Source organism: Arthrobacter sp. AK01 (assembly GCF_021109375.1).
In the GTDB taxonomy this organism is placed as follows: Bacteria; Actinomycetota; Actinomycetes; order Actinomycetales; family Micrococcaceae; genus Arthrobacter.
In genome coordinates, this window is sequence record NZ_JAJOHP010000052.1 from 1 (window position 1) to 13,649 (window position 13,649).

Annotated in this window: 12 protein-coding genes; 1 reads left to right on the top strand and 11 read right to left on the bottom strand. The window is 62.7% G+C overall.

Annotation, left to right across the window (positions count from 1 at the left end):
- Together LN996_RS16950 and LN996_RS16955 are read right to left on the bottom strand one after the other, a co-directional pair.
- The coding region (locus LN996_RS16950; protein WP_374202229.1) for an ammonium transporter at window positions 1-639 on the bottom strand (639 nt) is incomplete at its 3' end.
- Between the two features lie 170 nt (window positions 640-809).
- A complete protein-coding gene (locus tag LN996_RS16955; RefSeq protein ID WP_231341610.1) occupies window positions 810-2,036 on the bottom strand; it encodes an MFS transporter in 1,227 nt (408 codons plus the stop codon).
- Window positions 2,037-2,196: 160 nt separating this feature from the next.
- Here LN996_RS16955 and LN996_RS16960 point away from each other — a divergent pair, with 160 nt between their 5' ends.
- Entirely contained in the window at window positions 2,197-2,934 is a 738-nt protein-coding gene (locus LN996_RS16960) for a glutamine amidotransferase (RefSeq protein ID WP_231341583.1), read from the top strand.
- On the opposite strand, the gene LN996_RS23890 is transcribed toward LN996_RS16960, so the two are convergent.
- The 9 genes from LN996_RS23890 to LN996_RS17005 form a co-directional block, all read right to left on the bottom strand.
- Window positions 2,906-3,124 carry a hypothetical protein gene (locus tag LN996_RS23890; RefSeq protein WP_374202230.1) on the bottom strand — a complete coding sequence of 73 codons (219 nt, stop codon included), beginning with the start codon at window positions 3,122-3,124 and terminating at the stop codon, window positions 2,906-2,908. The two genes, LN996_RS16960 and LN996_RS23890, sit on opposite strands and share 29 nt — an antisense overlap.
- A gap of 68 nt (window positions 3,125-3,192) precedes the next feature.
- Window positions 3,193-5,259: an FG-GAP-like repeat-containing protein gene (locus LN996_RS16970; RefSeq protein ID WP_231341585.1), complete on the bottom strand. Its 2,067-nt coding sequence runs from the start codon at window positions 5,257-5,259 to the stop codon at window positions 3,193-3,195.
- Between the two features lie 136 nt (window positions 5,260-5,395).
- Entirely contained in the window at window positions 5,396-7,591 is a 2,196-nt protein-coding gene (locus LN996_RS16975; RefSeq protein WP_231341586.1) for a transglycosylase domain-containing protein, read from the bottom strand.
- Window positions 7,592-7,697: 106 nt separating this feature from the next.
- Complete coding sequence (locus LN996_RS16980; RefSeq protein WP_231341587.1) at window positions 7,698-8,198, bottom strand: sensor histidine kinase; 501 nt, start codon at window positions 8,196-8,198, stop codon at window positions 7,698-7,700.
- A 203-nt stretch (window positions 8,199-8,401) separates the two neighbouring features.
- Window positions 8,402-9,985 carry a carbohydrate-binding domain-containing protein gene (locus tag LN996_RS16985; protein ID WP_231341588.1) on the bottom strand — a complete coding sequence of 528 codons (1,584 nt, stop codon included), beginning with the start codon at window positions 9,983-9,985 and terminating at the stop codon, window positions 8,402-8,404.
- A gap of 30 nt (window positions 9,986-10,015) precedes the next feature.
- Window positions 10,016-10,777: a polyphosphate polymerase domain-containing protein gene (locus tag LN996_RS16990; protein WP_231341611.1), complete on the bottom strand. Its 762-nt coding sequence runs from the start codon at window positions 10,775-10,777 to the stop codon at window positions 10,016-10,018.
- 23 nt (window positions 10,778-10,800) lie between these two features.
- On the bottom strand, window positions 10,801-11,490 hold the full coding sequence (locus tag LN996_RS16995) for a DUF4956 domain-containing protein (RefSeq protein WP_231341589.1): 690 nt from the start codon (window positions 11,488-11,490) through the stop codon (window positions 10,801-10,803).
- Window positions 11,490-12,653, bottom strand: a complete 1,164-nt coding sequence (locus LN996_RS17000) for a bifunctional glycosyltransferase family 2/GtrA family protein (protein WP_231341590.1) — start codon at window positions 12,651-12,653, stop codon at window positions 11,490-11,492. The genes LN996_RS16995 and LN996_RS17000 overlap by 1 nt, the downstream gene beginning before the upstream one ends.
- Complete coding sequence (locus tag LN996_RS17005; RefSeq protein WP_231341591.1) at window positions 12,650-13,636, bottom strand: phosphodiester glycosidase family protein; 987 nt, start codon at window positions 13,634-13,636, stop codon at window positions 12,650-12,652. The genes LN996_RS17000 and LN996_RS17005 overlap by 4 nt, the downstream gene beginning before the upstream one ends.
- Window positions 13,637-13,649 lie beyond the last annotated feature (13 nt).

Here is a 13,649-nt window from a genome sequence, read left to right on the forward strand (position 1 = left end):
CCAGCCGAACCAGAGGATGGCTGCGCCGATCATGATGAACGGGACGTTGTGCGGGCGGTGGTTGGGGTCTTTGGCGAATCCGTGACGCTTTCCCACGATCAATGCGAGGACGAAAGCGGCGGTTCCGGAGCTGACCTCAACCACTGCGCCACCGGCGAAGTCGATGACCTGGCCGAAGATTTCAGTGAGGGCGCCGCCTGCACTCATCAGGCCACCGCCCCAGATCATGTACGCCAGCGGGCAGTAGACCACCGTGACCCAGATCGGCACGAACAGTGCCCATGCGCCGAACTTGGCGCGGTCGGCGATCGCACCGCTGATCAGGGCAACGGTGATGATGGCGAACGTTGCTGCGAAGCCTGCCTTGATGAGGTCAGGTGAGCCCATGAGGTCCTGGAGCCCGAAGTGCGCGAACGGGTTGCCGAACAAGCCGAGGAAACCGTCGCCGGTGGTCATGGAGTAGCCCCACAGGACCCAGACGACACCCACGATGCCCGCCGAGATGAAGCTCATCATGATCATGTTGAGCGCTGCCTTGGCGCGGGTCATGCCGCCGTAGAACAAGCCGAGGCCCGGGGTCATGAATAGCACCATTGCCGATGACAACATCAGCCAGACGTGTTGCGCAGAGATCTCCACCTGCGTTCCCTTCAAGCGTGTCCGAAACGGGGCCGTTGTTGCACGGCCCTTGCTAGCCCCCCGATCAATATTCGGTGAGCTATGTTTCCGACTCAGAAGAGCTAAGTTGCAGGTAAGTTACAGAAATCCCGGATTCGTGAAGATCACGTCACTAGCGTGTTTCGGGAATGTTAACGGCGTTTCTCGCGACCCCCGGCAGGATAGCCGCCGCGACGGCTGGCGATGATGATCACCAAGGCAATCGCAGTGGGAATCGCGGCCGCCAACGGCACCCATTGGGCACCCGCCGTGGTCAGGGCGAAGGCCCCGTACACAGCCCCGACGGCGATACCCAGTTGGATGGTCACCACGGTGAGGCCGTTGGCGGCATCCTTATGCTCACCGCCGGCACGGAGAATGGCCGCCTGGTTGTAGATGCCGACCGCTCCGAATGCGATACCCCAGAGTGTCATCAGTCCGAACGCGCCCACCCAGGTGCCGCCCAACGCGGGCAGCAGTGCGAAAGCAAGCGTCAAGAGTCCGACGGCGGCAATCACCGAGGAGCGCGGGCGTGAATCCGCGGTCATGCCGGCAATCCAGATTCCCACCAGGCTGGCGATGCCCACCACTGACAGGGAAAGGCTCGTAGCGGATTCCGGCAGCCCGGAGGCGAGGAGGAATGGGGCAACGTAGGTGAAGAGCGTGAAGTGGGCCAGCAGCAAAAGCGGCCACGCGATGGCGACGGCGATGACCCCCGGCAGCTTCATGGCTGCGCGGAGCGACGGGGTCTTCTGGTTGCCAGGATCGTGTGCGGCGGGGAGGAGCCAGAAGGCCAATACTGCCAGGAGCGCACCCACCCCGGCGAGCACCAGGAACGAGGCCCGCCAGGTCATGAGCGAACCCATCAACGTTCCGATGGGAGCACCGACGGCCAGGGCGATGCTGTTACCGCTGAAGACTACGGCCATGGCCTTGCCCACGGAGTGTGCGGGAACGATGCGCGCCACATACGGCGCCATGCTGGACCACAGCATGCCGTGGGCGATGCCGCCCAAGAGCCTGGCTCCAATCGCCCAACCCAAGGTGGGGCTCAGGGCGAGCAGGACATTGCTGAGGGCAAACGCCAGAACGGTAGCGATGAGCAGGGTCTTCCGGGGCACTCTTCCGGCGAGGAAGCGCGACAACGGCAGCGCGGTGAAGACGATGATTGCTGCGTACACCGCAGTCAGGGAACCGACCGCCGATTCGTCCACTCCGAGGTCCCGGCTGATTTGGGGGAGCAGTCCCGATGGGAGCAGTTCGGTTGTCACTGCGGTGAAACCGGCCGCAGCCAGGACCAGAAGGCCACCCCACGGGATCTTCTTGGGGAGTTGCGGTGCAGCAGGTGCCGCCTCGGGCGATTGCGTACCGACGACCAAAGGGTCCTGCTTCAAAGGTGGCTCCTCAAGGATGAGTCATTTTTTCATGGGGGTTCCTACAACGTTATGCAGCCACGGCGATGCGAGGGAGTCTCTGTCAGAAACCCCCTTCGCTCCAACACACTTTGTCAGTCAGGCATTCCTCGCGCAGACTGGGCCTGTGAAGCCCTTCCTTTTGCTGGCCACCCGCGCTGAAGACGCCGCAGCCGATGACGAGTACCAGGCCTATCTCCGCTACTGCGGCCTGGAACCGGAAGCGCTTGTTCGTCTTCGGTTGGAATCCGAGCCGCTGCCGCCCCTGGATCTGTCGGACTACTCAGGCGTGATAGTTGGTGGCAGCCCTTACACCTCCAGCGATCCTGTGGAGGAGAAGAGCGCAGCCCAGATAAGGGTTGAAGCGGAGCTCTCGGCGTTGCTGGACCGGATTGTGGCCGAGGACTTCCCGTTCCTGGGCGCCTGCTACGGTGTTGGGACCCTTGGCGTGCATCAGGGGGCTGTGATCGATCGTCGCTTTGGCGAACCTGTGGGGCCCACGGAGATCAAGCTCACTGCTGAGGGAGAGCGGGACCCCATGCTTCGCGGTGTTCCGCACAGTTTCGAGGCGTTTGTGGGTCACAAGGAAGCCTGCAGCGAACTGCCCGAACACGCCGTGCTATTGGCCAGCTCGGCGGCCTGCCCCGTGCATATGTTCCGGATCAAGAACAACCTCTACGCCACGCAATTCCACCCCGAATTGGATGCCGACGGTCTCATCACCCGCATCAACATCTACAAGAACTCCGGCTACTTTCCCCCGCACACCGCCGATGAACTCATCGAATCGGCACGCCAGTCGTCCGTGACGGAGCCCATGCGCGTGCTCAGGAACTTCACGGAGCGCTACGCCCGCCAGCAATAACGTCGCGCCGCCGGGCGTTCAGCGTCTCCCGATGAGCGGCCACTTCAGCCGAAAACGGTGCCCTCAGCAAAGGTGCCAGGCAGGGATTGGGGGTGTTCCCGGCGTCGCCGAGGAAACGGTCCTGAGGAGTGGAGCCACGGCCGAACTCCGTGTCCACGCCCAAGGCGGCGTCGGAATTGAACCGGGCCACCGTGGCCTCCAGCCCCGAGGGGCTTACACCCGGATCCCGGGCCAGCAACTCAAGAGTGGGCGTGCACGTCAGCTGATAGCGGTCACCGAGTTCCAGCCTGTGCCGAGGTGTACCCGCGGAAGCCAGCCACCCTTCCCGTTGCCTGGGTAGAGCCATAGAGAGCCGGCAGCATCTATGGCGTGAACGTCGGCGGTGCCGTCACCGTTGAAGTCGCCGGCGCCGAGGATAGTGGTCATTCCGTTCCATCCTGAGCCAACCTGGACCCGGGGCATCCACCCGTAGGCATCCTTCCTCGGGTAGAGCCAGAGGTTCCCGGAGGAGTCCCTTCCCAAGAGGTCGGGATAGTTGTCACCGTTGAAATCACCTGGCGCCACGATGGCATTCATGCTGTTCCAACCGGAACCAATCTGGAAGGGGCCACTCCAGGTGCCGTCAAAGGAGCGGTTGTACTCCCAGAGGGTTCCAGACGAGTCACGGGCCACGAGATCTTCCTTGGAGTCCAGGTTGAAGTCACCGGGGGCAAGAACTGCTGTCATGCCGTTCCATCCGGGACCAACCTGGGTCCGGGGCGCCCATCCGCCCTTTCCATCCCCCGGGTAAATCCACAGCGTGCCCGAAGTATCCCTTGCGAGGACATCGGAATTGCCATCAGCATTGAGGTCCCCGGTGTTCATGGCCGACATGCCGTTCCAGCCGTAACCAACGGTTCGGAAGTCCCAGGTCCATCCACTCTTGCCGTTACCGGTGTAAAGGCTGAGTTCACCGCGGGCGTTGCGTACCAGGACGTCCGCTGCCCGGTCACTGTTGAAATCGTTCTTTGCCCGCTCGAAGCGCAGCATAATCGTGTCCGATATTGCCGACGGAGTCATGCCGTTGCCGGCAGAAACGCGGAAAGTGTAGTTCCCCGGAACTTCAGGTGTGCCGGTCAGTTCGCCGGTTTCATCGTTCAGTCTGAAGCCCAAGGGCAGTGATCCTTCGGCAACTGTGAATCGTGGTTCAGGAGAGCCGGTGGCTGTGAACGTGTGGGAGTACGGAACGCCGACCGTGCCCTTGCCTGGAGGTGCAGATGTAAGGGACGGCGCGGCGTCGTTGCCGTCGATCACCGTGACGTTGTCACTGTACGTGTTGGTGACGTAAACCCGCCCGGTAGTTTCGTTTACCGCGATTTGTGTGGGCGAGTATCCCCCGGTGGCAAGACGGCTGATGTAGCCGCTTCCACCGTCCACAACGGTCACGCCCATGCTTGCCTCGGCCGCGTAGATCTTGTTCCGCTTCTCATCCACGGCAAGTGCATAGGTGGAAGTGGGAAGCTTTGTGTACGAGAAGGCATCCTCGCCACCAACCACCATGAGGCTCTCTACATGGGCCATGGAGGCGTACGCCTTATTCGTGACCTCATTGACCGCCAAGCCGAAGCCAATCCGGTATTGCTCAAGGTTGGAAGGAACGTTTGTCTGCCCATCAATCACGGCGACGGGCCCGGCTCCACCTGCCACGTAGACCTTGTTGGTCTTCTGGTTGACTGCGATGAGCTCCGGTGCGTAGCTCCCGGGGATCGGGATATCAGTAGCTATATTGGTGGCTCCGTCGATGACGGTGGCAGATTTGCCGTTTGAAACCCCGGAGTTTGCTACGTAGATCTTGTTGGTCACTTGGTTGATCGCGATGTTCGACGGCCCCACGGCCGTTGGGATGACGGTGGTGGTCCCCGTCCCGCCGTCAATGACTGTGACATAGGGCTTCTGGTAGTTCGATACGTAGATCTTGTTGGTCTTCGGGTTGACGGCTAGCCTCAACGGCGCATCAACAGCGATGTCCGCCGTGACAGAACCGGTGATCCCATCAATTATTGAGACAGTGTCTGCGCCGAAGTTCGCAACATAGATTTTGTTGGTGGCCTCGTTGACTGCAACATCGTACGGATGGGCGCCTACTGTGATGGAGCTTGCGTTGTTGCTCGCTCCATCGATTACCGTGATGGTGTTGCCGCCGCGGTTGGCAACATACACCGTGTTGGTCACCTCATTGATTGCCAGACGCTCGGGCCCATCGCCGGTAGCTACGTCTGTTACCGGGAGGGCAGCTGAGGCTGGTGCCGCGAATCCGAAAAGTGCGGCACTGACAGCTATCGTCACAGACAGTCCAGCGCGTACAGAAGTCCCGAAACGATACACCGTCTACCCCCATGGATTATGTGGCCGCCGTGGCCCACGCGAAGTCTACCTGAGCCATTTGCGTGTGGAGTGGGCCCCGCGCAACGCAGGGCTCGCGCTACCGTCCCGTCAGGCGCGGGACGGCGGGCACCGTGGTGACGGGCGCGGGCGCCGGCGGGGGAGCGGGCGCCGCGAAGGGCCCGCTCGGGTACAGGGCCGTGGCTTCCACCATGTAGTTGGCCCACTGGGGGCCCGCGATCATGTAACCGTCCAAGGACTTGTAGAACCTGCCGTTGATGGTGACGTTTTGTCCCGCACGCTGTTGCCCCGCCGTCGTATCCCCGAAGAACGATGCTGTTGCAAGAGTGGTGGTGTAGCCGGCCACCCACGTGGCTCCGTTGTTGTTGGACGTGCCGGTCTTGGCGGCAACGGGAACCCTGGTGTGGACCTTGGGCTCAATCCACACACCGGAACCCATCTTCAGTACGTCCTGCAAAACGGCATTGACGCCCCTGGCCACCGCCGGTTTCACGGCCTCACGGCATTCGGGCGTTTGGGCTTCGAACTGGCGGCCCTGGGCATCGCTGATCCCGGTAATGGCGATGGGTGCGCAGTAGGTCCCGTCGTTGGCGAACGTTGCGTAGGCGCTCGCGAGGACGAGCGGCGCAACCCCGATGGAACCCAGCAGGTTGCCGATCTGGTGCATGTTCACGGGAGCATTGTCGAGCCCGCTGTGCAGGCCAACAGTGTCCACCATTTTCTGGATGCCGCAGAAGTCCAACTGGGCGGCCGTGGCGAACGTGGCGGTGTTGATGGAGTTGTAGAGGCCGTAGTTGATGGGCATCGGGCGGTAGTAGCCAGCATCGTTGTTCTGCAGGTCATCGTCTGCGCCGAGATTCTGGGCCTTCTGGGCGCTGCTGTAACCGCCCAAAACCCTGCCGCAGCTGGAACGCCAGGGGAAACCTACCGGGTAAACCCTGCGGGAAGCGTCAACGACAGCGGTTGGGTTCTTGCCTTCGTTGAGCCACTCGGCGTAGATGAACGGCTTCATGGTGGATCCGGGCTGGAAGCCTCCGGCGCCGTTGAGGTCGTAGCCGTTCTCGTCCTTTGCATCCACGTTGAAGTTCAGCTGGGTATCGTATTTTCCTTCTTGTGGAACGAAGACCGTGTTCTGGGCCATCGCCAGGATCTTTCCGGTGCCGGGTTGCACAGTCGTCATGGCGGCGCCCCACTTGTCCGGATTGTCGCCCGCGGAGGCGTCCACTTGAGCTTGCGCGGCGGCTTGGAGCCTGCTGTCCAAAGTGGTGGTGATGGTGAGTCCGCCGCGATACAGCAACCGCTCGCGTTCATTGACCGTTGAACCGTAAGTCTCGTCATTAAGGATGAGGTGGGAGACGTAATCGCAGAAGTAGGTGGCAATCGACGCGCCCGCGCAACCCTGCAACGATGGCGTGATGTTGAGCTCCACAGGACTGGCCACCGCAACACCGTGGTCCACCGCCGTGATCTTGCCTTGCTCCAGCATCCGGTCCAGGACGAGGTTGCGCCGGTTCAACGCCGCATCCGGGTCAACGGTGGGGTCGTAGATGCTTGGCCCGTTGACCAGCCCGGCAAGGAGCGCGGCCTGCGGCAGGGTCAGGTCCTTTGCGGACGTGCTGAAGAAGTAACGGGAGGCCGCTTCAATGCCGTAGGCGTCCCGGTTGAAGAAGACGATATTCAGGTACCCCTCAAGGATCTGGTCCTTGCTGAACCGCTTCTCCAGTTCCAGTGCGAGTTTGACCTCGCGAAGCTTATCTCCCATGGTCTTCTGGCCGCTGAGCACCACATCCTCAGGGCGTCCCTCGGACAGACGCGATTCGTTGAGCACGTTGGTGACGTATTGCTGTGTCAGCGTGGAGGCACCTTGCCTGGTTCCTTTGGTCAGATTGGAGCTCAGCGCTCGGATAATGCCCTGCGCATCCACACCGGCATGGTCATAGAAACGGTTGTCTTCGATGGCGACAATTGCCTCGCGGATGAAGGGAGACATCTGATCAAGGGGAACCTTTACCCGGTTCTCAGCGTAAAACGTGGCGATGTGCTGGCCGTCCGCTGTGACCACGGTGCTGGAGAGCGACGGCGAATCGACGTTCAGCTGGCTTGGCAGGCTCTCGTAGAATCCGATCGACCCGCCCACAGTGGTGCTGGTGAAAGCAACAACAGGCACCACCAGGCCGGAGATCAGCACGCCGCAAAGAATGCTGATGAAGAAGTACCCGAAGACCCTGAGGAGGACCTTGCCGAGACCGAGCTTGGGACCCTTGTTCTGCGCCATTTTCGTGCCATTCCGTCGGGATGTCAGGCTGAAAAGTAGCTACAGAATACGTCCGGCAACGCGCTTGGGCCATGCTTGGGAGCCCAAATCAGGTCCCAAATCGGACTCAATCCAGCGGTAGTGTCACCCTCACGCTGGTGCCCCGCCCGACTGCAGAGTCGATGTCGACTGTCCCGCCGGCGTCGTGCACTGCGATGGACATCAGCAACAGCCCAAACCCGTGCCGCCGGCCACTGGGCGCGGCGTGGATTTCAAAACCGCCGCCGTCGTCCGTGATGGTGAGCTGGATGCCGTGGTAGACGGCGTTGAGGCGCACAGTGAGCTCGCTCGCGTTGGCGTAGTTGAGGGTGTTGCTGAAGGTCTCCTGCGCCACGTGATACAGGAGCGCGGCGGCTGAGGATGAGATTTCGATGCCGTGATGCGGGGTGTGCCATTGCACCTTCACTCCGTTGAGGCGGAGCGGTGCAGCGAGCCGGTCGATGCATCCTGCGACGCCCAATGCGTAGAAGTCCACGGGGTGCTGGTCCTGGATGATGCCCTTGATGGACACCACCTCGGTTAGTGCTGATGACTGCTCCATTGCGTCCCCCACATCGATGTCTTTCATACTTGAGATTCGTTGCCGAAACCCCTCGGTATTGGTGCTTCGACTGATTCCAGCGTGGCGCCGCTATATCAAGGAACCTTTTCGATTGGCTCAAGTTCGCATCAAGTTTGCGGGGGAGGCTTGCAGGGGCGGCCACCTTCGTGCGGGGGGACACAGCAGCGCCCGACGGCGGCGCTGATCGCGGTCCGCCCCGCCCAACGGACCTACCAGCGGCCGCCGCCACCGCCCGGGCCCTGTGCCTGGGTGTACTGACCAGCCGTTACGGTGCCCTGGTCTTCGGCTCCGTCGATGGATCCCGTGGTCAATCCGGCCTTCGCATCGGCACTGCCACCCGTATATACCGTGTACGTTTCGCCATCGGTGATGGCAGAGGAGGAGTACACCAGTGACGCGATGGTCTTGGTGGTGACGAAAGTGGCGACTACGGCACCGGAGGAATCAACGATGTGCACCGGAGTGCCTGCCGATACCGAGGAGTTGAAGGTCAGTTGCACGCCCGACTGCGTGGACGAGGTCCCCGGAGTGACGGCCATGCCCGCGCTGCCTGCTGCGGCCACGGTTCCGCCGCTGACTACCAGCTCGCCGTTCACGTCCAAGGCCCCGTTGCCGTCGTTGGTGGGGCCATTGACCACCACCGTTCCCCCCGAAATGGTGGCACTGCCGTTGGAGTCCAAACCATCGCCCTCGGAATTGATGGTCAGCGTTCCACCGGACACGTCCACTGTGTAGTCACCGGCCGCCATCTCGCCGCCGCCCATGGGACCGCCGCCACCAGCCGCGGCGCCGCCATCGGTACTGGTGGACGAACCGCCCGAGGCGTTCACGCCGTCGTCGTTCGCTGTGACGGTGACGTCGCCGCCGGTGATGGAAATGTGCTGCGCCTCCAAGCCTTCCTCGGATTCGGCCACGGTGACGGTACCGCCGGAAACGGTCAGGGTGTTGAAGGCCTTCACGCCGTCGTCGCCTGCGTTGACGGTCAAGGAACCACCGCTCACCAGCAGCCAACCGCGGCCTTCGTCCGTGTCGTTGTCCGCCTTGACCCCGTCCCCGCCCGCGGTCACCTGATAGGCGCCGTCCAGCAGGACCGTGTAGTCCTTGCCGCGGATTCCGTCGTCCACGGCGTCAACGGTGACTTTCCCGGCGGCCAGCACCAGGCCGTCCTTGGAAACGATGCCGTCGTTGGACTGCCCGTTGACGGTGAGGGATCCTGTGCCGGCAATGGTCAGGTCGGCCATGGAATAGAGCGCCGCGTTGGGGGCGTCTTCGCCCTGGTCGGCGTAGGTGGTGGCATCGGTCAACGTGTTGGTGCTGCCGTCTTCCAAGTACACGATTGCTTCGTCCGCGCTCTGCACCACAAAAGGCGAACCTGCGGAGTTGCCCAGTTCCACGCCGTCCAGAATGATCCGCACCGTATCTTCCTCTCCCGCCGCCACCACGATGTGGCCGTCGCTGAGCGAGCCGCTGAGGCGGTAGGTTCCGGCCGCGCTGATGGTCACGGTGTTGCCGTCCACCGCCACGCCGGTGGAGGACGACGACGTCACTTTGCTGCCGCCGTCGGCCAGGCTGATGGCCACTTCCGTTGCGGCGTCCCACGTGAGGTCGTCGCTGTCGTAGTGGGTGTCCTCCTCGACGGTGGCTGCGGTGACTGCCTGCTGGGTGGTGGTTGTCGTGGTGGACGTGCCTGTGATGCCGGTGGACGTCGAGTTGGTGGCGGCCGTGGAGCAGCCGGCCAACGATATGGCCAAGGCGACTGCGGCAACGGAAAGGGACGTGCGGAAGGAGCGCATAGTGGGATTCCTAAGTCTGTGGAGGGAAAGTCAGTGGAGGGGGCGCAGGGGCATCCGGCGCCGGAGGGTTTGGTTCCAGCGGTTGGCCGGCAGCTCGGGATGGAGTGCAGCCATGCCGGTGGCGAACTTCGAGATGCGGCACGGCCGGACGCCGTGTGCCCACAAGTGCCGGTCCAAAGGGCCAGGGGCGGAGCCGGACTTCGTCTCCACCACTACGGCGTCGTCCAACATCCATGGGTGGCCGTCGGGGCTTTGCCAGGTGACGTCGGTATCGATGGTCGCGCGGCTTCCTGATTCGGGAAGGAACAAGGTGGTGCGGTCGTATCGCGTGGACAGGACTGGCTCCAGCGGTCCGAACCTGACATTGCCAATCGTGGCTGCCAAGGTTTCATTGATGTAGGCTAGGCCTTCCTCGGTCAACCGGTCCCGGTCGGACAACTCATAGGGGATCCGTTCCTTGACTGTTGCCTCCCTGGCGCCTTCGGTCTTGACCTCCAGGAAGCTGACGGCGCTGTCCACATAGGTCCGCGTTCGGATCTTGAACCGCCGGCGGCGTCCATGGGCGGCCAGCATGTAGCTGTCCAACCCGGGGGTGTCGAAGTACACGGAGTCGTAGTCGAAGGTCCGCTTCCCGTCCATTTCCAGGACGCGGGTTTCAGTGCTGAACGTGCTGAGGATCTTGCGGGCAGTCGCCGACGGAACCAGATACTTTCGGTCGACCCGGGTCAGCAGCGCGGCTTCCGTGGTGAGTTCTTCAAGTCCGACGGCGGGCAGGTCGCCCAGCTGCGGCATGATCGGTTGGGCGTCGACGCGGCTCACGCTACACCTGCCGAGGTGGGCACGGACGGCTGGGCGTGCGTTGCCTGCTCCTGCGTGGACTGTGCCGGCAGTTCCTGGGGTGCAGGGGAGAGTGCGCCTGCGGGCTGGTTGAAGCCAAGCTCTGCGTGTCGCGGCTGCTGCTGCGCGCGGACAGCGTACCGTACGTCCACGATCGTCTTGTCGTTGACCATGTCCAGCTCCTGGATGGTGGCCGAGTGGACCGTACCGTTGAGGACTTCCTCCAGCCGGGCGTAAAGCTCTGGTTCGTTGTTGATGGCACGGTCCAGGACCACGGTCTGGTGGCGGTAGGCAGGGAGGACCCGTGGGTTATCGCCGACGAACATCACCAAGAGGACCAGCGCCATGAGGGCCAGGGTCAGCCAGAGCGGCTCCACCCCGATGCCGGCGATCAAGCCCAGTGCCAGAGCGGAGAAGTAGTAGGCCACCTCGTGCTGGGCGAGTTCCGTGGAACGGAGCCGGATGATGGAGAGAACACCGAACAAGCCAAGTCCCAAGCCAACCCCTGCGGCCGAACCCGACAGCGCCGTTGCCACTGCCAGGACGCCGACGTTCATGCCGAGGTAGGAAACTACCAGGTCACGACGCCTGTGCCGGCGGAGGTAGAGGGCGAGCGTCAAAATGGTGATGGCGGCCAGGTCTGCCGCGATGAGGATGATGGTGTTCATCAGTTACTCCGGAATCTCTTGGGGGATTGGTTTCCACTTTTCGCGGTCATGCTGTGCTGAAACTGTGCCGGGACCAAGGCTGGGATATGTGTTTCAGGGGCGGCTGGTTCCGACTGAACGGCCCGTGCCGTTACGGAGGCGCGGGACTTGCGGACGAACAGGAAGCGCTGCTGCACGGCATAGCTGACAAACAGCAGCGCGGACTCCGTGAGGATCTTGGCGGGCAGGTCCGGAACCGAGATGGAAGTGAGGGCCCAGATGGCGGTGTAGTTGGCGGCCAGCAGGACAATCACCAAGGCCACATAGCCCGTAGCCGCGGCGCGGAGCGAGGTGTCCTTGCCGTGCTCAAACACCACCCGGCGGTTGACCATGAAATTCACCGAGGCACTGACCAGTCGGGCTCCCACCACCGCCACCAGGAGCGAATCCGTGAAGGCACTGAGGATGACGAACATTGCCAGGTCCACCGCGAACGCAGACAGCGACGAGCCGAGGAACTTCAGCAACGGCGCATAGATCCTGATCGAGTCAGCCACAGGCCTGAAGTGCGATCCCGAGTTGTGGTCCAGATAGACCGTGGCTATTTCCACGCTGTCGATGCCGTAGCCGGCCTGTTGAGCCTCGAGCAGCAGATTGAGTTCGTACTCGTACCGCTGGCCGCGGACCGAGACAAGCCACGGGAGCATGTCAGCCCGGTAGCCCCGGAGCCCGGTTTGCGTATCTGTGATCCGTTGACCCGTCGCGAGCCTGAACAGCCCCCGGGTCACCGTGTTGCCAAACTTGCTGCGGGCCGGCACATCACCGCTGAAGTTCCGGCAGCCAAGGACCATCGATGCCGTGACGTGGCGGACACGGTCGGCAACGGCCAGGATATCGGCCACCCCGTGTTGTCCGTCGCTGTCGGCACATACAACGTCGTGGCCCGGGAAGCGCTCCGCGATGAAGGCGAAACCGCTCTTGAGCGCATGGCCCTTGCCGCCGTTCACGGCGTAACTGAGCACATGGCACCCCAGCCGGGCGGCGGCGTCGAACGTGTCCTGGAAGTCCTGTCCAGAGCCATCGTCCACCACCACGATGGTCAGCCACGGGTCCGCTTCCTGGAGCTTTTGGACGAGGTTGATGAGCTGGTGGTCCGGTTCGTAGGCCGGTATCAGGATGATCATGACTGGGCGATGTAGAGGATGTCGGAGGTGCCGCGCTCTTTGTTCTCACCGAGCGGGTTGTTCACCAGGGAGCCGTTGAAGTACATGGTGGAGGAGCCGCCGCCGTCGATGTTGTACGCGGTGGTGGCGCCCAGGTCCTTCATGATCTGCGCGAGGCCGGTCATGGTGACACCGGCGGAGTAGCCCGGGCTGCGGCCATCGACCACCACGAACACCAGGTGGTTGTCGTCGATGACGCCCACGGCGGTGCGTGGCTGCTCGCCCTGGATGGAGTGGTTGCCGAAGTTGGTATCCACCTCCACGTCCTCGATGCCGGAAGCGATCTCGCCGTTGTCCAGCAGCGACGGCCCGAAGGAGAGCGTGTTCCAGACCCCGTCGGCTATGAGTTGCTCGGCAGTGGTGGTGGTTTCGTCGTACACCTTGACGGTGCCGTCCTTGTAGAACGCGAGCCCCTGTCGGGCACCTTCGTCCCGGTACACCACGCCGTTGCGGATCACGATGCCCGTGTCCCGGAAGCCGTAGTAGTCGCCGTTGATGGCGAAGACAGCGTTGTGGTCTTCGGCGATCGCAGAGGTGTTCTCCGTGATGTTTTCGCCGTAGGTATCCTCAGCGAACGCCGACTTCAGCGTGGTGGCGTCATCAAGCACGACGTCGGCAACGTAGTAGGTGACGGTGTCGTCGCCGCTGCCGGTGGTCACCGTGGAGACGGTGACGCCGGTGCCGCCGGAGGTGTAGGAGGTATCCGTGACCACGGCGCTCGCGGACGTGTCAGCGGACGTCTCATCGGTCGAGCTGTTTGTCGTAGTGCCGGCCTGGCTGGCTTCGTATTCGGAGACGTTGGTGATCTGTGCGTGCGGAATAACAAAACGGTCGAGGGCCCAGGCTGCGGCACCCCCGGCAGAGAGAGTGACCGCCAGGACGGCGGAGACGACGACGCGCCGGGTCCGGCCGCCCTTACGGTTTTCAGTCTGTGGAGGAGTCATTCCTCATTTGTAC